Consider the following 18682-nt stretch of genomic DNA (forward strand, 5'->3'; position numbering starts at 1 on the left):
CGGCCTCGTTCTCCCGCAGGATCCCGATGATCTGCTCTTCCGAGAATCTCGCTCGTTTCATTCCGTCCGTCCTTTCAAGGGCCGGACTCTAGCTCCGCGTGGAGGAAATTCTCAGGGGCACGTCAGCAACAGAAGCGCTGTCGCAGAGCGCAACAGCCGCTTCTCTCAAATTGCATTATTTTTGGCGTTAATTCAGCCATTTATGGCTGCAACAGTTTCCGAACCTGTGCAGTCTGCGAAGGTCGACCAGGTTCATTTCCGTTGCAACGTGAGCTCAAGCCCAAGCTGCGCAGCCATTCAAACAGCGCAGCAGCTGGGCTTTGAGCGGTCCACATCACCAACGTTCAGACTTGATCAAAGCGCTGCGGTTGTGACAAGGCGCACTTGATACCCTTATCGCGCGTCTGGTTATGCAACTTGCCCTTTCTGAGCCCCTGACCGGGCCGTACTGCGCCGACAAGATCGGTCTCCCTCGCTATTGCGCAACGATTTGGATCGACGTTCTAAACGGTCACCTCGCGCCATCGACGAGGTATGCGTACGCTAAGGCGGCGGACTCTATGTATCGCCAAGCTGAAGCGATGGTGCCGCCAGTAGATTTGGATGCAGCGCTGATGGCGCCTGACCTCCACTAACACGCTACCATGCACACCCAGTTCGGTTCACTACTCGGCGCATTGCGGAGTTCCTTACCGCAATGCGCCATGAACCGACATTGGCTCACCTCCAGAAACGCGACCTCCAGGGTGTCCGGCTCCGCAAAGATCAACGTGGCGAGGACCGAAACCTAATGGTCCCGCCACCTGGTGTTAGCCTGACGGCCCCCTGCATCGAACCGATCGGCTTTCGCCAACCGCCAATCCGGCCGCACTCGCTACGAGACGCTATCGTCAGTTTTCGACAGCGAGATCGGGGATGTATTGCGAAGCAATCTTGTCAGCAAATCTCTGGGGCCCAGCGCCCAAGAGGTTCGTCAGAACGATCACCGTAAGGTCATCCTGGGGGTAGATAAAGATGGCCGCGCGATCGCCGCCCGTGGGCGTGATCGCGGGATGTTCCGCGCGGCGTATGACCGGCCAGCCCAGTCCATAGCCATTGATGGTCCTGTTGAAACCGCGATAGCTTCCGTCGGGCAGCTGATGCGGCGTCCACAGCTGTTCGAGGCCCCTTTCGCTGACCAGTTTCCCGGTCTGTAGCGCGATAACCCATGCGGCCAGATCCGTGGCTGTGGCCTGAACGCCTGCCATGGGATGCATGTAGGCGGGCCACGTCTCCTGGCGCGCCATCGGGGTCTCGCTGCGCTCGACGCCGACGGTCCTCATGTCCGTTATCTGCAGCGTCAAATAGGTATAGAGCGAGGCGTGCTCGGGCACGGTGTCGGCAGTGTGTCCAAAGCGTGCCTGCTCCATGCCCGCCGCGTTGAACTGCCCCTCGCGAACGAAATCAACGAAGCGCTTGCCCGAGACCTTCTCGATGATCTTGCCCATCAGGGCATAGCCCGTCTGATTGTAGGCATACTGCGTCCCGGGCGCATACTTCAGGGGAAGTTCCTGCACCTTCGCCCAGGCGGCGTCGGGTTCGGCGCCGTCGATCAGTCGGGTATTGTCGTCAATGATCTCGGGCAGGCCGGATGCGTGCGTGAGGATCTGGCGGACAGTGATCTCATTCCACGAGGCCGGAAGCCCTTCAAGATACTGCGTCACCGGTGCATCGAGATCGAGTTTTCCAGCCTCGACAAGCTGCATCGCCGCCACGCCGGTGAATGCCTTGCTGATCGAATTGATGCCGAAAACAGTGTGTTCCGTTACGGGCTTCGCGGTCGTGAGGTCGGACTGGCCGTAAGCGCCCGAGAATATGATTTCGCCGTTTTTCACGATCGCCAGCTGGAGCCCCGGAATACGGCGAGACGCCATCTCGCTTTGGACCAGGCGTTCAATCGCGGCGGTCTTGTTGTCCGCTTCTGCGACCTGCGTTGTGCGGGCGTTTGCGCTATCGGCAAGACCGCCCAGGACCGCAATCAGGCCGATTGCGACAGAAATTTTGTTCAGCATTCTTTTGGTTACCCAGAACTTGAGGGGTGTATCGGCTGCGATTGTGGATCGGCTATCGACACGCCCTTGCGATCACCGGGGCGGGAAGAACAGGCGCTGCGGCGGGCGCAACGTCGCGTTGACTGGGAGAAGGGCTGGTCATGGCGTCAGTTGACCCGTTTGCTGCACGCTCGTCCATCCCGGCTCGGTCAATGGTGCGCCATGATCGGTGAACAGCAGTGCATCCCGGTGAACGGTTGCCTCAAGACAGCCAACTGCGGTGTAGATGATGAACTCATTGGCCGTCACGCGACGCGTGCTCGCCTGCCTTGACCCGAATCCGGGCGCACCCGAAGCTGGGCGTTTGTTTGGAAGAGAGAGCTCCGATGAGCAGGGCAGTCACAGTGATCACCGGCGCCTCGGGCGTGCTCGGACGGGCGATTGCGGACGCCGCCCTGGCGCGGGGCGACACCGTCGCCGCCGTGGATTTCGGCCCCATCGACCGCGAGGACGGCCCTGACTGGATGGGCCTCGGCGGCGTGGATCTGGCCGATCCGGCCGCCGCCCAGGCCGCCATGGACGCCGTGGCGCAGCGTTTCGGTCGCATCGACCACCTGCTCAACGCGGTCGGCGGCTTCGTCTGGCAGACGACCGACGGCCCGCTGGAAAATTGGGACCGGATGCACAGGATAAACCTGTTGACCGTGCTGAACGCCTGTCGCGCCGCCCTGCCCCATCTGAGCCGATCGGCAAGCGGTCGCATCGTCAACGTCGGCGCCCTGGGCGCGGTTCAGGCCGGGGCCGGCATGGGCGCTTATGCAGCGTCCAAGGCCGGCGTGCATCGGCTGACGGAAGTCCTGGCCGACGAGACCAAGGCGACGCCCCTGACGGTGAACGCCGTCCTGCCCTCCATCATCGACACCCCCGCCAACCGCGCCGACATGGCCGACGCCGACTTCTCGACCTGGGTCCAGCCCGCCGAACTGGCGGCCGTCATCCTGTTCCTCGCCAGCAACGCGGCCTCGGCCATCACCGGCGCCCTGCTGCCGGTCAAGGGACGCGTCTGACGCTTCATTTTGAACGCTTCAAGCGGCTCCGCTTGACACCCCCCGGGGCGCCGGGCGCATATAGAACAAATGAGGAACATTTGTTCGCAATCTGACGCGCTCGCGGCGCTGAAAACCCGACTGGAGACGCTGGATCGGTCCGGCGGCCGTCGCGTCGAGACGGTCCCGCGCGACGGGAGCGACGACGGCTTTGCGCCTCTGGCCACGAGCGTTCTGCACGACCTCTACGCCGCAGCCCCCGCCGACGCCGTGGCGGTCAACGCCTTTGGACTGGGGCTGGCGCTGCGGGCGGCGGCGGGACGGCCGATCGTCTGGGCTCTGCATGAGATGATGGGACAGGAGGCGGGGCGGCCGCACGGGCCGGGCCTGCACGAGATGGGGCTGGCGCCGCGCGACCTGCTGCTGGTGCGGGCGCGCGACGCGCAGACCCTGCTGGCCGTCGGCGAGGAGGCCCTGCGCAGCCCCGCCGTCGGCGCGGTGCTGCTGAGCGCCTGGGGCGAGGCCAAGGCCTTCAGTCTGACGGCCAGCCGGCGATTGGCGCTGGCGGCCGAAACCGGCGGCGCCACCCTGTTTCTGGCGCGAGCGGGAGCCGCCCCCTGCCCCAGCGCCGCCGAAACCCGCTGGTCGATCGGCTCCTGCGCCTCCGAACCTCTGGAAGGCGGGGCGCCGGGGCGGCCGTCTTTTTCCGCGACCCTGCTGCGGCGACGCGGCGGCGGGGGAACCGGAACCTGGATCATGGAGTGGGATCGTGAGCAGCGAAGATTCCGCGCACCGGCGCCGCTATCTGGCGGTCTGGTTCCCCTGGCTGCCCAGCGACCGGCTGCGGCGCCGAGAACGGAGACAGGAGCAAGACGCGCCGCCTGACGCGCCGCCCGTCGTTCTGGTCGAAAAGGTCAAGGGCGCGCTGCGGCTGGCCGCCGTCGATCCGGCGGCGGCGCGGGCGGGGTTGAGCCCCGGCCTGACCCTGGCCGATGCGCAGGCGCGCACCCCGGCCCTGCGCTCGGTCGCCCACCGGCCCGACGCCGACGCCGCCCTGCTGGCGCGGGTGCTGGAGGATTTCGGCCGCTTCACCCCCATGATCGCCGAGGATGCGCCGCACGGCCTGATGCTGGATGTGACCGGCTGCGCCCACCTGTTCGGCGGCGAGGCGGGACTGATGCGGACAGCCCAGGCGCGGGCGGGCCGGATCGGCCTGCAGGTCCGCTGCGCCCTGGCCGGAACGCCCCAGGTCGCGCGGGCGCTGGCCCGCTTCGGCCCCGGCGGGATCTTCGTGGAAGGCGAGGATCGCGCCGCCGCGCGGCGCCTGCCTGTCGCCGCCCTGGAGCTGGCGGACAAGGAAGAGCAGGCCCTGCGCCGCGCCGGGCTGAAGCGGCTGGCCGATCTGGACGACCGGCCCCGCGCGCCCCTGGCCGCCCGTTTCGGCGCCGACTTTCCCGCCCGGCTGGCGCGGGTGCTGGGCGACGAGGACGTGCGCATCACCCCGCATCGCCCGCCCGCCCCCGTGGTCGTCGACCGCGTCTTCTTCGAACCCGTCTCGGCTCCCGAGGACATCGAACGCGTCCTGTCCGACCTGCTGGTCGAGACCATGGACCGGCTGGATCTAGCCGGTCAGGGCGGACGCGCCTTCGAGGCCGGCTTCTATCGCGTGGACGGCGAGGTGCGCCGCGTCGTCGTCCGCACCGGCCGCCCGACCCGCGACGCGACCGCGACCCTGCGTCTGTTCCGCGAGCGGATGGCGGCCCTGTCCCATCCGCTGGACCCCGGCTTCGGCTTTGACCAGATGCGGATGTCGGCGCCCTGGACGCAAGTTCTGACGCCGACCCAGCAGGGGCTCGAGCGCGAGACGCCGGGCGAGGAGGCCTTCAGCCGCCTGATCGACCGGCTGACGGCGCGGCTGGGGCCGGAGGCGGTGCTGCGCTTCGAGCCCTTCGGTTCGCACATCCCCGAACGCGCCGCCCGGCTGGTCCCGGCGTCGGCGCGCCTCGGCGACGAAGTCTGGCCCGACCTCGATCCCGACGATCCGCCCCTGCGCCCCCTGCAGATGTTCGACCCGCCCCAGCCGGTCGAGACCCTGGCCGAGGTCCCCGACGGCTATCCCCTGAAGTTCCGCTGGCGCCGCGTCCTGCATGAGGTGACACGCGCCGAAGGCCCCGAGCGGATCGGCGGCGAATGGTGGCGCGCGCCGGATCAACGCACCCGCGACTATTACCGCATCGAGGATCAGGACGGCCGCCGTTTCTGGCTGTTCCGTCAGGGCCTCTATGGCGAGACGCCCGAGCCGCGCTGGTTCATCCACGGCCTGTTCGCATGAGCGCGCCATGAACACCTTGGCCCCTCGCGGCGACTACGCCGAACTGGCGTCGGCCAGCAACTTCTCCTTCCTGCGCGGGGCTGCGCACCCCAAGGACCTGGTGCTGACGTCCATCCTGCGCGGCCACGCCGGGCTGGGGCTGGCCGACCGCAACACGGTGGCGGGCGTGGTCCGGGCCTGGAGCGCGCTGAAGGAACTGCGGGCCGTGGGCCTCAATCCACCGGAAAAGGTGCGCGACGGCGGCAGTCCGGGCGAGATCGCCTTCATCGAGGATCCGCTGAATGATCCGGCCCTGTCCGAAGCGGTGAAGCAACGCGCGGCGACCTTTCGTCTGCTGACCGGCGCTCGTCTGGTCTTCAACGATGGGACGCCCGACATCATCGCCTATCCCGAGACACGGGCGGGCTGGGGCCGGCTGACCCGCCTGCTGACCCTGGGCAATCGCCGGGCGAAGAAGGGCGAATGCGAGATCGGTCTGCGCGACCTGCTGGCCGATCCTGAAGACCTGCTGCTGATCCTCATGCCGCCGGACCGGCTGACGGCGCTGGAGCCGGTTCTAACGCGCCTGACCGAGGCGGCGCCCGGCGCCGTCTGGCTGGGCGCCGCCATGCACAGACGTGGCGACGATCGGCGCAGGCTCGCTCGGCTGAAGACGCTGGCGGCGAGCACGAATGTTCCGCTGCTGGCGATCAACGACGCCCTCTACGCCGTGCCCGAAGACCGCGACCTGCAGGATGTCCTGACCTGCATCCGCGAAGGCGTGACCATCGAGAGCGCCGGCCGTCGGCTGGAGGCCAACGCCGAACGCTGGCTGAAGCCCGCCCCCGAAATGACCCGCCTGTTCCGCGACGCGCCCGAAGCGTTGCGCGAGACGACCGCCTTCCTGGCGCGGGCAAGCTTCGACCTGAAGGACCTGAAGTACGAATATCCCGAGGAGCCTGTCCCGCCTGACAAAACGCCCCAGGGCTGGCTGGAGGAACTGGTGCGGCGGCGCACGCCGATCCGCTATCCGGACGGCGCCCCGCCCAAGGTCGCCGCCCTGCTCGACAAGGAGTTGGCCTTCATCGCCGAGCGCAGCCTGGCCCCCTATTTCCTGACCATCCACGACATCGTCCGCACCGCCGAGGACAAGGGCATCCTGTGCCAGGGACGCGGGTCGGCCGCCAACTCGGCGGTCTGCTACGTCCTGGGGATCACCAGCGTCGATCCCGCCTGCCACGACCTGTTGTTCGAACGCTTCCTGTCCTCCAACCGCGACGAACCGCCCGACATCGACGTCGACTTCGAGCATGAGCGCCGCGAGGAGATCATCCAGTACATCTACGACCGCTATGGACGTCATCGCGCCGGCATCGCCGCCACCGTCATCCGGTATCGGCCCCGCAGCGCCATCCGCGAGGTCGGCAAGGTCCTGGGCCTGACCGAGGACGTCACCGCGCGCCTGGCCTCGACCCAATGGGGCAGTTGGGGCTCCGAGATCAGCAGTCGCCAGATCGAGCAGGCCGGTCTGGACGCCGCCAACCCGATGATCGAACGCGCGGTGCGCATGGCGACGCGTCTGCTGGGCTTTCCGCGCCACCTGTCCCAGCACGTCGGCGGCTTCGTCCTGACCCAGGGGCGGCTGGACGAGACGGTCCCCATCGGCAACGCCGCCATGCCGGACCGCACCTTCATCGAATGGGACAAGGACGACATCGACGAACTCGGTCTGATGAAGGTCGATGTCCTGGCGCTCGGGATGTTGACCTGCATCCGCAAGGCGTTCGACCTGCTCAAGTCCCATGCCGGCGTCGAGCACGACCTCGCCTCCGTCCCGCCGGAGGAGCCCGCGGTCTACGACATGCTGTGCCGGGGCCAGTCCATCGGCGTCTTCCAGGTCGAGAGCCGCGCCCAGATCAACATGCTGCCTCGGCTGAGGCCGAGGACCTTCTACGACCTGGTCATCCAGGTCGCCATCGTGCGACCCGGCCCGATCCAGGGCGACATGGTCCATCCCTACCTGCGCCGCCGCAACGGCGAGGAGGAGGTTCTCTACCCCCCGCCCGGCCGCCTCTATGGTCCGCCCGACGAGCTGAAGCAGGTGCTGCACCGGACGCTGGGCGTCCCCCTGTTCCAGGAACAGGCCATGAAGGTCGCCATGGTCGCCGCCCGGTTCACCGACGCCGAGGCCAACGGCCTGCGCAAGGCCATGGGCACCTTCCGCGGCGACGGGACCCTGCACACCTATGAGGACCGGATGGTGGGGCGGATGATCGCGCGGGGCTATGAGCCCGACTTCGCCCGGCGCTGCTTCGAACAGATCAAGGGCTTCGGCTCCTACGGTTTCCCCGAGAGCCACGCCGCCAGTTTCGCCCGGCTGGTCTATGTCTCCTCGTGGATCAAGCACCGCCACCCGGCGGCCTTCGCCTGCGCCCTGCTGAACAGCCAGCCGATGGGCTTCTACGCCCCCGCCCAGATCGTGCGCGAGGCGCAGGAGGTCGGCGGGGTCGAGGTGCGGCCCATCGATGTGGCCTACAGCGACTGGGACAACAGCTTGGAAGGCCCGCAGGACGCCCTGGCCCTGCGGCTGGGTCTGCGTCAGATCGACGGCTTTCGTCAGGACTGGGCCGAGGCCCTGGTCGCCGCCCGCGACCGGCCCTTCGCCGACATCGAAACCCTGGCCCGGCGCGCGAACCTGCCGGCCGCCGCCATGCGCAAGCTGGCCGACGCCGACGCCTTCCGGTCAATGGGTCAGGACCGGCGCGAGGCGCTGTGGGCGGTGCGGCGTCTGCCCGACGACGCCCCCCTGCCCCTGTTCGCCGCCGCCGAGGCGCGCGAGCGCGGCGCCCGCGAACTGGGCGCCGAGCCGGACGCCCAGTTGCCGCTGATGCCGCTGGGCGAGCACGTCGCCGCCGACTACCAGACCGCGCGACTGTCGCTGAAGGCCCACCCGATGGCCATCCTGCGCCCGGTCTTCGCCGCCGACCGGGTGCTGACCTGCGCCGCGACCGAGGCCAGGCGCGGCGGCTCCGTTGTGCAGGTCGCGGGCGTGGTTCTGGTGCGTCAGCGGCCGGGCAAGGGCAACGCCGTCTTCGTCACCCTGGAAGACGAGACCGGCATCACCAACGTGGTCCTGTGGGCGCGGATGCTGGAGCAGTTCCGCCGCGAGGTCATGGGCGCGCGCCTGATGCAGGTCGAAGGCGTGGTCGAGAAAAGTCCCGAGGGCGTCGTCCACGTCGTCGCCCGCCGCGTCATCGACCGCAGCGCCGAACTGGGCCGCCTGTCAGAGGACCACGAAACCGAGGTCGCCCACCCCCAGCCGCCGCGCCAACCGTCGCACTGGCATCCCCGCAACGTCCGCATCCTGCCCGGTTCGCGCGACTTTCACTGAGCGATCTCAGCGCGCGACCGTGCGGCAGTGCTCGGCGAAGCCGCCGATGAACCTTTCCAGACGACGGCGCGCATTCTCATCGACCAGGCGCCCCTCCGCATCAAAGGCGTCGCCCGCGTGCGGGATCATCATGCGCGCGCCGAACCAGGGCGCGGTCCCCAGGGTGCGCAGGACCGGCAGCCAGGCGGCCTGGCTCATCACCGTGCCGAACGGTCCCGGCGAGGCGCCCAGCACCGCCACCGGCCGCCCGCCGAACACCCGGTCGATGTCCGAGGCCGGGCGGCTGAGCCAGTCGATGGCGTTCTTGAACACGCCGGGAACGCCATTGTTGTACTCGGGCGTGAACAGCAGCAGGCCGTCGCTGTCGGCGATCAGCTCCTTCAGCGCCACCACCGCCTCGGGCAGGCCCTGGTCCCGCTCGACGTCCCCGTCATAGAGGGGAATGCCCCGGATCGAGCCCTCGACCAGTTCCACGCCGTCCGGCGTCATGCCCTGCGCCGCGCGCAGCAGGGCGCTGTTGTAGGAGGCCGCCCGCAGGCTGCCCGATATTCCGACCAGACGCATCAGGCGTTCGTCTCCGCAAAAGCATAGGGGGTCGCTCTCGGCGACCTCGGGGTTTCACTGTGAATCTGCTGTTCGGCGCAACCCTGAGCCAGGAAGTCCAGCAACAGCCGCACCGAGGGCAGCAGCCCCCGTCGCGACGGAAAGACGGCGTGGACGATCCATGTCCGGGGCCGCCAGTCCGGCAAGAGGTCGACCAGCCGCCCCGCCTCCAGGTCGCGCCACACCGCCACGGTCGGCAGCAAGGCGACGCCCAGCCCCTGCAAGGCGCCCTCGTGCAGCATGTGCAGGTCGTCCGTCACCAGGCGCGGCGCATGGCGCACCGAGGCGGTCATGCCGTCCCTGTGGTGCAGGGCCCAGACGTGGTCGCGGTGCGCCGGGCCGAAGTCCAGACTGGGCCAGTCGGCCAGGTCCGCCGGGCCGGACGGCGCGGCGAACCGCGCGATCAGATCGGGCGCGGCGACCAGGCGGTGCACGCTCTCGTCCAGCTTGCGCATCACCAGATCCGTCTGTTCCAGCGGCGGCTCGCGCACGCGGATGGCCAGGTCAAAGCCCTCGCCGATCAGGTCGACCCGGCGGCTGGTGCTGTCCAGCTGCACCTGGACCTCGGGATAGCGGGCCATGAAGCGGGCGATCAGGCCGCCCATCTGATAGGTCAGCAGCCCCGGCGCGCAGGCCACGCGGACCGTGCCGCACGGCTCGGAACGGGCCCCGTCGATCACCGCCTGGGCCGCCTCGGCCTCGACCAGCATGGCCAAGCAGTGGCGGTAGTATTCCTGTCCGACCTCGGTGACCGAGAACTTGCGCGACGAGCGCTGGATCAGGCGCGTGCCCAACTGGTCCTCCAGAAAGGCGATGCGTCGGCTCAGCTTGGACTTCTGCATCCCCAGCGCCCGCGCGGCGGGCGCGAAGCCGCCGTGGTCCACCACCTGGACGAAGTAATAGAGGTCGTTGAGGTCTCTCATCGTTCTATTGATAGGACGCAGCGAGGCGATTTCGCAATCTTCTGCGGTCGGCGTTCCATCGTCATAAAGCCTCCAACGCGATCGGCAGCGTCCGGTCGCCCCGAAGGAGACACATCATGAAGAAGGTTCTGGGACGTTACGGCAATGATCGCGGCCACTGGGTCGGCGACGGCTTCCCCGTCCGCTCACTGTTTTCCTATGACGCCGTGGGCAAGCACATCAGCCCCTTCCTGCTGCTCGACTACGCCGGCCCGCACAATTTCGAGCCGACCGACAAGCGGCGCGGCGTCGGCCAGCACCCCCACCGCGGCTTCGAGACCGTGACCATCGTCTATGACGGCGAGGTCGAGCACCGCGACTCGACCGGTCAGGGCGGCATCATCGGCCCTGGCGACGTCCAGTGGATGACGGCGGGCGGCGGCATCCTGCACGAAGAGTTCCACTCGCCCGCCTTCGCGCGGACCGGCGGCCCCTTCCGCATGGTCCAGCTGTGGGTCAACCTGCCCGCCAAGGACAAGATGACCCGCCCCGGCTACCAGTCGATCCTGAACGCCGACATTCCGGCCGTCGCTCTGCCCGACAATGCAGGGACCGCGCGGATCATCGCGGGTCAGTTCGGCGCGGAAGCCAAGGGCCCGGCCAGCACCTTCACCCCCATCAACGTGTGGGACGTGCGACTGAACCGGGACGCCGAGACGACGCTGGACCTGCCGGAAGGCCACACCGCCATCGTGGTCGTTCTGTCGGGCCATGTCACCGTCAACGGCGACCAGCCCGCCGGGTCCGCCGAGGCCCTGCTGCTGGACCGTCAGGGTAGCAGCGTCACCCTGAGCGCCGATGCGGACTCGACCATCCTGCTGCTGACCGGAGAGCCCATCGACGAACCCATCGTCGGCTACGGCCCCTTCGTGATGAACAGCGAGGACGAGATCCGGCAGGCCATCACGGACTTCAACAGCGGCCGCTTCGGCGACATCCCCGCCGCCTGATCCGGCGTCAGGCCCGGTCTTCGGACCGGGCCGCAACCTCGCACCCGTCCGCGCGCTTCACACCCAGGCAAAAAGGATCTCCCATGATCGAACTCATAATCGACCAGCGCCGCAAGGATCTCGGCGGGTTCGAGGTGGGCCGCGTCCTGCCCTATGCGAAACGCCGCATGGTCGGCCCCTTCGCCTTCTTTGACCACATGGGGCCGGTCGACATGCCCGCGGGCATCCCGCGCAGCGTCGACGTGCGCCCGCACCCGCACATCGGCATCTCGACCCTGACCTATCTGTTCGAGGGCGAGATCACCCACCGCGACAGCCTGGGCGTCCAGCAGGACATCCGCCCCGCCGAGGTCAACTGGATGACGGCCGGCAGCGGCGTGACCCACTCCGAACGCTTCGAGCGCGCCCGTCGCGAGGGCGTCCGCCTGGAGGGCATCCAGGCCTGGGTCGCCCTGCCCAATGGTCAGGAAGAGATCGATCCCTCGTTCCAGCACGTCACCCCCGACAACCTGCCGACCTGGCGCGAGAACGGCGTGAAGGGCCGTCTGGTCGCGGGCGAGACCCTGGGCATGAAGGCCGGGGTCAGCACCTTCTCGCCCCTGCACTACCTGCATCTGGAGCTGGAGCCCGGCGCTCGCTTCCAGACCCCGACCGACCATTCGGAAAGCGCCGTCTATGTGGTTCAGGGCCTGGTCGAGATCGACGACGGCCGCCCGATCGGCCACGGCCAGATGGCGGTGCTGGAAAAGGGCGTCGCCTCGGTCGTCTGCGCGCTGGAGCCCTCGACCATCATGGTGCTGGGCGGCGAACCGGTGGGCGAACGCTTCATCGACTGGAACTTCGTCTCCTCGTCCAGGGACCGCATCGAGCAGGCCAAGGCCGACTGGCGCGCCGGGCGCATGAAGCTGCCCGACATGGACGATCAGGAGTTCATCCCCCTGCCGCCCGACCCAGCGGAAAGCGCCAACCCCATGTCCTGATCGGAGCGCCCTGCATGGCCATCGCCCACGCCCATATCGGAACCGCCCGCTACCGGACCTCGATCCGGACGGGCGGCGACCTGAAGCACGAACTGACCGCCGACGAACCCGAACGCCTGGGCGGCGCCGACCTCGGTCCCGCCCCCTTTGACCTGCTGGTCTCGGCGCTCGGCGCCTGCACCGCCATCACCCTGACCATGTACGCCGAGAAGAAGGGCTGGCCGCTGGAAGGGCTGGATGTCCGCCTGGAATACCTGGGCGGCGAGACCCCGCCGCGCATCGAACGGGTGCTGACCCCCGCCGGTTCGCTGGACGAGGCCCAGCGCGCCCGCCTCGCCGCCGTGGCCGAACGCACCCCCGTCACCCTGGCCATCAAGAACGGCGTGCCGATCCACACCACCCTGAAATAGTCAGCCCTCGTCGAAGGGCGGCGGCAAGGTTCCGGCCTTGAACAGGATGGTAGCCTCCTCGTCGTAGTCGCCCAGCTCGATGTCGGCCGAGACGGTGAAGGCGACCACGCCGTGCCGCAGGGGCGCCAGACGCTCGGCCTTGCGCCGCGCCTCCTCGGCGTCCTTGCAGCCGACCTGCGGTTCGGCGCGCACGGCGCCGTTCTTGGCCTGGACATAGGCCTGAACGATATGGACGGTTTCGGTCGCCATGGCTCAGTCCTCGCCGTCGTCGCCGTCGACCGCGCGGGCGACCAGATCGCGCCAGGTCGGATCCGTGTCATCGACCAGATCGACATCGTCCAGCAGGGCCACGGCGGCGTCGCCGTCGGGCAGGATCAGGCCCAGCACCTCCATGGGCTCGCCGTCCGAGCCAATGTGAGTTTCCGCCTGCACGATCACCGCCGCCTGTTCGCCGTCATCCTCCCACCAGATGACCGGCTGCGGCAGGTCCATGTCGATGACGCGCGCGTCCTCGGTCTCGCCCAGGGCGAAGACCGCCCGGCGGGCCTGAACATCGTCGAGCGTCGCCACCACGCCGGTAAAGGGCTTCAGCCGCGACCAGTCATCGACATCAAAACCGCCGCCGTCTTCATCGTTTTCGTCATAGCCCTGACTCATCCGCCGCTCCTCAGTCCAAGGTCGGTTCTTTAGCGCTCACCGGTCAGAGAATCCAAGGCGCAGGCTTCGGCGCGGATGCGCACCCACATCATGGCGGCGTTGAGCGCGCTGAAGACCAGGGCGAACCAGACCAGCCCGAACGTCAGCGGCAACACCAGAATCTCTGCGGCCACGACCACATAGTTCGGATGCGACATAAAGCGGTACGGCCCGTGGCGGATCAGCGGCTCGCCCGGGAGGGTAATGATCCGCGTCGTCCAGCGATCGCCAAGTGTCGCGATGACCCAGACGCGCGCGGCCTGCAGCCCGATGAAGACAGCCAGAAGCCAGAGGTTCAGCGGACGATCCCAGGCCAGCAGCCACAGACCGCCCAGCCAGGCGCCGTGAAGCGTCACGATGAAAGGATAATGGCCGGCGCCGGCCTCGACCGCGCCGCGCGACAGCAGCCGCCGCGTGTTTCGCTGAGCCAGCACCAGTTCGCCGATCCGCTGCGCCGTGACGAGGCTCAGAATGATGACGGACAGGATCACGTCGCGCTCAGGCTTACGGTGCTGGCGGTGAAGCCGGGCCCCAGGGCGATCAGGACCGATTTCGCCGGCAGGCCCGCACGCCTGGCCCGGTCCAGCACATAGAGGACGGTCGGCGCCGACATGTTCCCGTGCTCGGCCAGAACGGCGCGCTCGTGATCCAGTCGGCCAGGTTCCAGCGACAGGGCGCTTTCCAGCGCGTGGATGACCTTCATCCCGCCCGGATGACAGATGAAGCGGTCCACATCCTCGACGTTCAGCCCCTGGGCCGCCAGCATTTCGTCCACCGCCGGGCGCAGGCGGTTCTTGGCGAAAGGCGGAATGGCACGGTCGAAGATGACGCCGAAGCCGGTGTCCCCGACCCGCCAGCCCATGATGTTCAATGTGTCCGGCCAGGTGTGTTCCGCCGCCCCCTCGATGCGGGCGAAACCGCCCTCGCCGCTCCGCAGCACGCAGGCCGCCGCGCCGTCGCCGAACAGGGCGGTGGCCACGATGTCGGCCTTGCTGAGGTCCTCCATCCGGAACGACAGGGTGCAGAGCTCGACGACGACGAGCAGGACCACGCCGCCGGGCGTCGCCCGCGCCAGCTTGCTTGCCAGCCCCAATCCCGTCGTCCCACCCGCGCAGCCCAGGCCGAAGACCGGAATGCGCGCCGCGTCGGGCCGGAAGCCCATTCTCTCCATGGCGTGCGCTTCCAGACTGGGCGTGGCGATGCCGGTCGAGGATACGGTGACGATCGTGTCCACGTCCCCTCCCGTCAAGCCTGCCTCGTCCAGCGCCCGCTTCGCCGCCTGGACGAACAGGTCGACGGCGACGTTCAGATAGACTTCGGTCCGCTCGGGCCAGCGGCGCGGCTCCAGATACCATTCCATCGGCATGGCGGACTGGCGGGTGTCTATGCCCGCGCTGCTGAACACCGGCGCCATTCGGTCAAAGCCTGGGAACCGATCCTGAAACAGGGTCCGCGCGGCGACCGCAACCTCGTCCTGGCGCAGGCAGTTGAGCGGCGACGCCGTGGACAGGGCCAGCAGGGCGACGGGGGGCGACATGACCCTGACCTGGCTATTCGACGACCGCCGTGCCCTTCATGCCGAAGGCCGAATGCATGAAATGGGTGCAGCGGAAGGCGTAGGTCCCGGGCGTGTTCGGCGTCAGGCGCAGCTCGAGCCCCCCCTCGCCCACCTCGACCTTTCCGTCGCGGATCATGGCGGCGGTCGTCGGGTCCAGCGTCGAGGCCGCGAAAAGCTCGGGCGCCGAGAAGCTGTGGGAGCCGGCGGTCTCGACCAGACGCAGCACGACGGGAACGCCGCGTTGCAGACGCAGGGTCGAGGGGACGAACTCATAGTTCTTCAGCTGAATCTCGATGACCGAGGGGCTGGCCTGCCGTGCGGACGAAAACGCCGCGGTCACGGTCAGGGCAGCGACTGCGGCGGCGATCGTTAGGCCTGTGCGAAGCATGGCATCGATCCTTCATCCGGAAACCCATGCAACGCCCTGCCCGGATGCCGGTTCAATGGCGCGCCTGCGATCGGCCGTATCAGAGGTCGAGACGGCGGCTCCAACCGTCGAAAGCAACTTCAACATTATCCGGAAGAGAACCGCACAAGACATTGTAATCCAGATCAATGTGCAGATTGGTCAGCACCGCCCGGCCGACCTCGGTCCGCGCGATCCAGTCCAGCGCCTTGTCGACATGGGCGTGGGTCGGATGAGGCGTGTAGCGCAGGGCGTCGATGATCCACAGGTCGGCTCCGCGCACCGCCTCCAGCGCCGCCTCGTCCAGGTCGGACACGTCGCTGGAATAGGCGACCGGACCCAACCGATAGCCGACCGAGCGGATCGGCCCGTGCATCTGATCGAAGGTGACGACGGGGATTTCGCCCCCCGGCCCATCCACGCTCCAGGTCTCGCCGTGCGGCGGAATGCGCTGGGCTTCCAGAATGGCCGGATAGCCGTGATGGCTCTCGAAGATGTAGTCGAACCGCGTCGTCAGCGCATGATGGGTCGCCGGGTCCATCCAGGCCTGAATCCGCCGTCGCGCATGGATGGCGAAGACCCGAAGGTCGTCGATGCCGTGGGTCTGGTCGGCGTGGTCGTGGGTGTAGAGGACGGCGTCGACATGACGGATCCCGGCGGCCAGAGCCTGCTGCCGCAGATCGGGCGAGGTGTCGATCAGGACGCTGGTGGTCCCGTCCGGGCCGTGACGCCGCGCCAGCATGGAGCAGCGGGTCCGCCGATTCCTGGGCTCGTCGGGATCGCAGTCGCCCCAGTCGCCGTCGCCGCGCGGCACGCCGCCGGACGAGCCGCAACCGAGAATGACGATCTCCAACTCGCCCGGCGTGTTCATTCGGCAGGCCGGGGTATGCGGTCGAACAGGGCGAAGAAAGCGTCGGTCGTGCGCCGATCGGCTTCCTCAGGCGTCCAGCCCCGAATCTCGGCCAGCTTCTGCAGCACCAGACCGACATAGGCCGGCTCGTTGCGTCGCCCACGATGCGGAATGGGCGCCAGATAGGGGCAGTCCGTCTCGACGATGATCCGGTCCTCGGGCATCCGGCGAATGACCTCGCGCACGTCTTCCGCCGCCTTGAAGGTGGCGATGCCCGAAACGGAGAACCAGGCACCGAGTTCCGCCGCGGTTTCCGCCAGTTCGACGCCGCTGGTGTAGCAGTGCATCAGCAGCTTAAACGGGCCCTTGGCGTGCTCCTCACGCAGGATCGCCGCCATCACGTCGTCAGCCTCGCGCGTGTGCACCACCAGCGGCAGGCCGGTCCGGCGCGCGGCGTCTATATGCTGACGGAAGACCGCCGCCTGCTCGTCGCGCGGGCTGAGGTCGTAATGGAAATCCAGACCGCATTCGCCAATGCCAATGACGCGCGGGCGCTGGGCCAGGGCGACCAGCTCGTCAGCCGTCAGTTCGATGTGATCCTTGGCTTCATGCGGGTGGGCGCCGACGGTGCACCAGATGTCGTCGTGCGCCATGGCCAGGGCGTGCGTGGCCTCAAAGGTCGACAGCTTGTCCGAAATCTCGACCATCAAACGCACCCCCGCCTCGCGGGCGCGGGCGATGACGGCGTCGCGATCCTCGTCGAACTGAGGGGCGTGCAGATTGACGTGACTGTCGATGATCATCCGAGGGCCTTGGTGCGGGCGATGTCAGCCAGGGCGCCGGCCAAAGCGTCGGCGCGGTCCAGGTTGATGGCCGCCGTGCGGTCCGGCAACTCGGCCAGACGGGTCCACAGTTCGGCCCAGCGTGCGCCCTGTCCCGCCGGCGCCTCCAGCGCCCGGGTCTTCACCGCCGCGATCAGCCGATCCATCAGGGCCTCGAACCGGGCCTGACCTTCAGCGCCGCGAAAACCGTCCGCGACGGCCAGTTGCTCGGCGCGATCGACGGCGTCGCCCAGCACCCAGCTACGGGCCAGGGCGTCGACCTCCTGCATCGCGCCGGATGACAGGGCCAAGGCCGCGCCGGGCGAGCCACCGGCCATGTCAGCGGCCAGTCGGGCGTCGTCGGGCTCCGCTCCGGTGCGATTACGCACCAGGGTCGCGAGTTGATCCGGCGTCCAGATCGGGAAGCTGAGGCGGCGGCAGCGCGAGCGGATCGTGGCCAGCAGCCGACCGGGCGCATGGGTCGCGAGTAGCAGGACACCGCGCTCAGGCGGTTCCTCAAGAATCTTCAGTAAAGCATTGGCGGCATTAATATTCAGGTCGTCAGCGGCGTCGATGATCGCCACCCGATACTGGGCCTGAGACGGACTCTTGGCGAAGAAACCGGGCAGGTCTCGCGCCTGATCGACCGAAATCGTCTTCTTCTGCTTGCCGCCCTCTACCAGCCGTTCCAGCACCAGCAGGTCGGGATGGGACTGGGCCGAGATCAACTGGCTGACGGGATCATAGGGGGCTGCGCCCAGCGGCCCGCGCGACGGATCGGGCGCCGCCCCCAGAAGACGGCGCGCGGCACGATAGGCGAAGGTCGCCTTGCCGCTGCCTTCGACCCCGCACAGCAGCCAGGCGTGGTGCAGCCGTCCCCGGTTCAGCGCGTCCAGAAAGGCCTCTTCGGCCGCCGCGTCCGGGATCAGGTCGAACCGATCGCGCGGGTGTTCGCTCACAGCAGCCGCTCGGACACGGCGCTCCACAGGCGTTCGGAAACGGCCTCAAGCTCGCCCGTGGCGTCGATCACGATGCAGCGCTCCGGGTGACGCTGCGCCACGCCGAGGAAGCCCTCGCGCAGCTTTTGATGGAAGGCCAGGCCCTTGGATTCGAACCGGGTCTCGAACAGGCCGCGACCAAAGGCGCGTTCCAGCCCGACCTCGACCGGCAGGTCGAACACCAGGGTCAGGTCCGGTTGATCCTCGGCCACGATGGCGGCGTCCAGCGCCTCGATCAGGGTTTCGGAGGCGCCGCCGCCTGCGCCCTGATAAACGCGACTGGAATCGGCGAAACGATCGCAGACGACCCATTTGCCCTCGTCCAGAGCCGGCCGAATGGTGCGCTCCAGATGGTCCGAGCGCGCGGCGTACATCAGTAGGGTCTCGGTGCGCGGCGACCATCGCTCGGCGTCCCCAGCCACGACGATGTTGCGGATGACCTCGGCGCCCGGCGAGCCCCCCGGCTCGCGCGTCTGGATGACGTCGATCCCGCGCGCGCGCAACTGTTCGACCAGCAGGCGCGCCTGCGTGGTCTTACCGGCGCCCTCGCCGCCCTCGAATGTGATGAATTTTCCACGCTGCACCCGCGCACAATGGCGAGCCCGGCGCATCAGGCAAGCCTTAACCGCCCGATATCAACAGGGCGTCGCCAAACCCGCACGCCACCACG

Annotated in this window: 20 protein-coding genes; 8 read left to right on the plus strand and 12 right to left on the minus strand. The window is 68.2% G+C overall.

Annotated elements, in window-relative coordinates; all coding sequences use genetic code 11:
- Positions 1-388: hypothetical protein (locus ACREEF_RS02455; RefSeq protein WP_431564027.1), on the plus strand; the 388-nt coding region annotated here is incomplete at its 5' end.
- Positions 389-890: 502 nt separating this feature from the next.
- Here the strand turns inward: ACREEF_RS02455 and ACREEF_RS02460 are convergent.
- A complete protein-coding gene (locus ACREEF_RS02460; RefSeq protein WP_431564028.1) occupies positions 891-2051 on the minus strand; it encodes a serine hydrolase domain-containing protein in 1161 nt (386 codons plus the stop codon).
- A gap of 365 nt (positions 2052-2416) precedes the next feature.
- Here ACREEF_RS02460 and ACREEF_RS02465 point away from each other — a divergent pair, with 365 nt between their 5' ends.
- The 4 genes from ACREEF_RS02465 to ACREEF_RS02480 all read left to right on the plus strand — a co-directional run bounded on the left by ACREEF_RS02465 (position 2417) and on the right by ACREEF_RS02480 (position 8778).
- Complete coding sequence (locus tag ACREEF_RS02465; protein WP_431564029.1) at positions 2417-3097, plus strand: SDR family NAD(P)-dependent oxidoreductase; 681 nt, start codon at positions 2417-2419, stop codon at positions 3095-3097.
- A gap of 69 nt (positions 3098-3166) precedes the next feature.
- The gene (locus ACREEF_RS02470; RefSeq protein ID WP_431564030.1) at positions 3167-3961 is read left to right on the plus strand and encodes an ImuA family protein; all 795 of its coding nucleotides are present in this window, start codon (positions 3167-3169) and stop codon (positions 3959-3961) included.
- Positions 3846-5408, plus strand: coding sequence for a Y-family DNA polymerase (locus ACREEF_RS02475; protein ID WP_431564031.1), 1563 nt, complete (start codon positions 3846-3848; stop codon positions 5406-5408). Before ACREEF_RS02470 ends, ACREEF_RS02475 begins: the two co-directional genes overlap by 116 nt.
- A gap of 7 nt (positions 5409-5415) precedes the next feature.
- Positions 5416-8778 (plus strand): error-prone DNA polymerase, encoded by a 3363-nt coding sequence (locus ACREEF_RS02480; RefSeq protein WP_431564032.1) that lies wholly within the window; start codon positions 5416-5418, stop codon positions 8776-8778.
- 6 nt (positions 8779-8784) lie between these two features.
- On the opposite strand, the gene ACREEF_RS02485 is transcribed toward ACREEF_RS02480, so the two are convergent.
- Both ACREEF_RS02485 and ACREEF_RS02490 read right to left on the minus strand, forming a co-directional pair.
- Entirely contained in the window at positions 8785-9342 is a 558-nt protein-coding gene (locus ACREEF_RS02485) for an NADPH-dependent FMN reductase (RefSeq protein WP_431564033.1), read from the minus strand.
- On the minus strand, positions 9342-10304 hold the full coding sequence (locus tag ACREEF_RS02490; RefSeq protein WP_431564034.1) for a LysR substrate-binding domain-containing protein: 963 nt from the start codon (positions 10302-10304) through the stop codon (positions 9342-9344). The genes ACREEF_RS02485 and ACREEF_RS02490 overlap by 1 nt, the downstream gene beginning before the upstream one ends.
- 116 nt (positions 10305-10420) lie before the next feature.
- On the opposite strand from ACREEF_RS02490, the gene ACREEF_RS02495 reads away from it, so the two are divergent.
- From ACREEF_RS02495 to ACREEF_RS02505, 3 genes are all read left to right on the plus strand, one after another.
- The gene (locus ACREEF_RS02495) at positions 10421-11293 is read left to right on the plus strand and encodes a pirin family protein (protein WP_431564035.1); all 873 of its coding nucleotides are present in this window, start codon (positions 10421-10423) and stop codon (positions 11291-11293) included.
- An 83-nt stretch (positions 11294-11376) separates the two neighbouring features.
- Positions 11377-12273, plus strand: coding sequence for a pirin family protein (locus ACREEF_RS02500; protein WP_431564036.1), 897 nt, complete (start codon positions 11377-11379; stop codon positions 12271-12273).
- Positions 12274-12287: 14 nt separating this feature from the next.
- Positions 12288-12683, plus strand: coding sequence for an OsmC family protein (locus tag ACREEF_RS02505; protein WP_431564037.1), 396 nt, complete (start codon positions 12288-12290; stop codon positions 12681-12683).
- Here ACREEF_RS02505 and ACREEF_RS02510 read toward each other — a convergent pair whose 3' ends face one another.
- The 9 genes from ACREEF_RS02510 to tmk all read right to left on the minus strand — a co-directional run bounded on the left by ACREEF_RS02510 (position 12684) and on the right by tmk (position 18596).
- On the minus strand, positions 12684-12932 hold the full coding sequence (locus tag ACREEF_RS02510; protein ID WP_431564038.1) for a hypothetical protein: 249 nt from the start codon (positions 12930-12932) through the stop codon (positions 12684-12686).
- 3 nt (positions 12933-12935) lie between these two features.
- Positions 12936-13340: a hypothetical protein gene (locus ACREEF_RS02515; RefSeq protein ID WP_431564039.1), complete on the minus strand. Its 405-nt coding sequence runs from the start codon at positions 13338-13340 to the stop codon at positions 12936-12938.
- A gap of 29 nt (positions 13341-13369) precedes the next feature.
- A complete protein-coding gene (locus ACREEF_RS02520; RefSeq protein ID WP_431564040.1) occupies positions 13370-13870 on the minus strand; it encodes an isoprenylcysteine carboxyl methyltransferase family protein in 501 nt (166 codons plus the stop codon).
- The gene (locus ACREEF_RS02525) at positions 13867-14916 is read right to left on the minus strand and encodes a type III polyketide synthase (RefSeq protein ID WP_431564041.1); all 1050 of its coding nucleotides are present in this window, start codon (positions 14914-14916) and stop codon (positions 13867-13869) included. The genes ACREEF_RS02520 and ACREEF_RS02525 overlap by 4 nt, the downstream gene beginning before the upstream one ends.
- Before the next feature lie 13 nt (positions 14917-14929).
- Complete coding sequence (locus tag ACREEF_RS02530) at positions 14930-15325, minus strand: cupredoxin domain-containing protein (RefSeq protein ID WP_431564042.1); 396 nt, start codon at positions 15323-15325, stop codon at positions 14930-14932.
- Positions 15326-15404: 79 nt separating this feature from the next.
- On the minus strand, positions 15405-16214 hold the full coding sequence (locus tag ACREEF_RS02535; protein ID WP_431564043.1) for an MBL fold metallo-hydrolase: 810 nt from the start codon (positions 16212-16214) through the stop codon (positions 15405-15407).
- Complete coding sequence (locus ACREEF_RS02540) at positions 16211-16996, minus strand: TatD family hydrolase (protein ID WP_431564044.1); 786 nt, start codon at positions 16994-16996, stop codon at positions 16211-16213. Before ACREEF_RS02540 ends, ACREEF_RS02535 begins: the two co-directional genes overlap by 4 nt.
- The gene (locus tag ACREEF_RS02545; protein ID WP_431564045.1) at positions 16993-17973 is read right to left on the minus strand and encodes a DNA polymerase III subunit delta'; all 981 of its coding nucleotides are present in this window, start codon (positions 17971-17973) and stop codon (positions 16993-16995) included. Before ACREEF_RS02545 ends, ACREEF_RS02540 begins: the two co-directional genes overlap by 4 nt.
- On the minus strand, positions 17970-18596 hold the full coding sequence (gene tmk / locus ACREEF_RS02550; RefSeq protein ID WP_431564104.1) for a dTMP kinase: 627 nt from the start codon (positions 18594-18596) through the stop codon (positions 17970-17972). Before tmk ends, ACREEF_RS02545 begins: the two co-directional genes overlap by 4 nt.
- Between the last annotated feature and the right edge of the window lie 86 nt (positions 18597-18682).

Source organism: Brevundimonas sp., assembly GCF_050729455.1.
In the GTDB taxonomy this organism is placed as follows: Bacteria; Pseudomonadota; Alphaproteobacteria; order Caulobacterales; family Caulobacteraceae; genus Brevundimonas.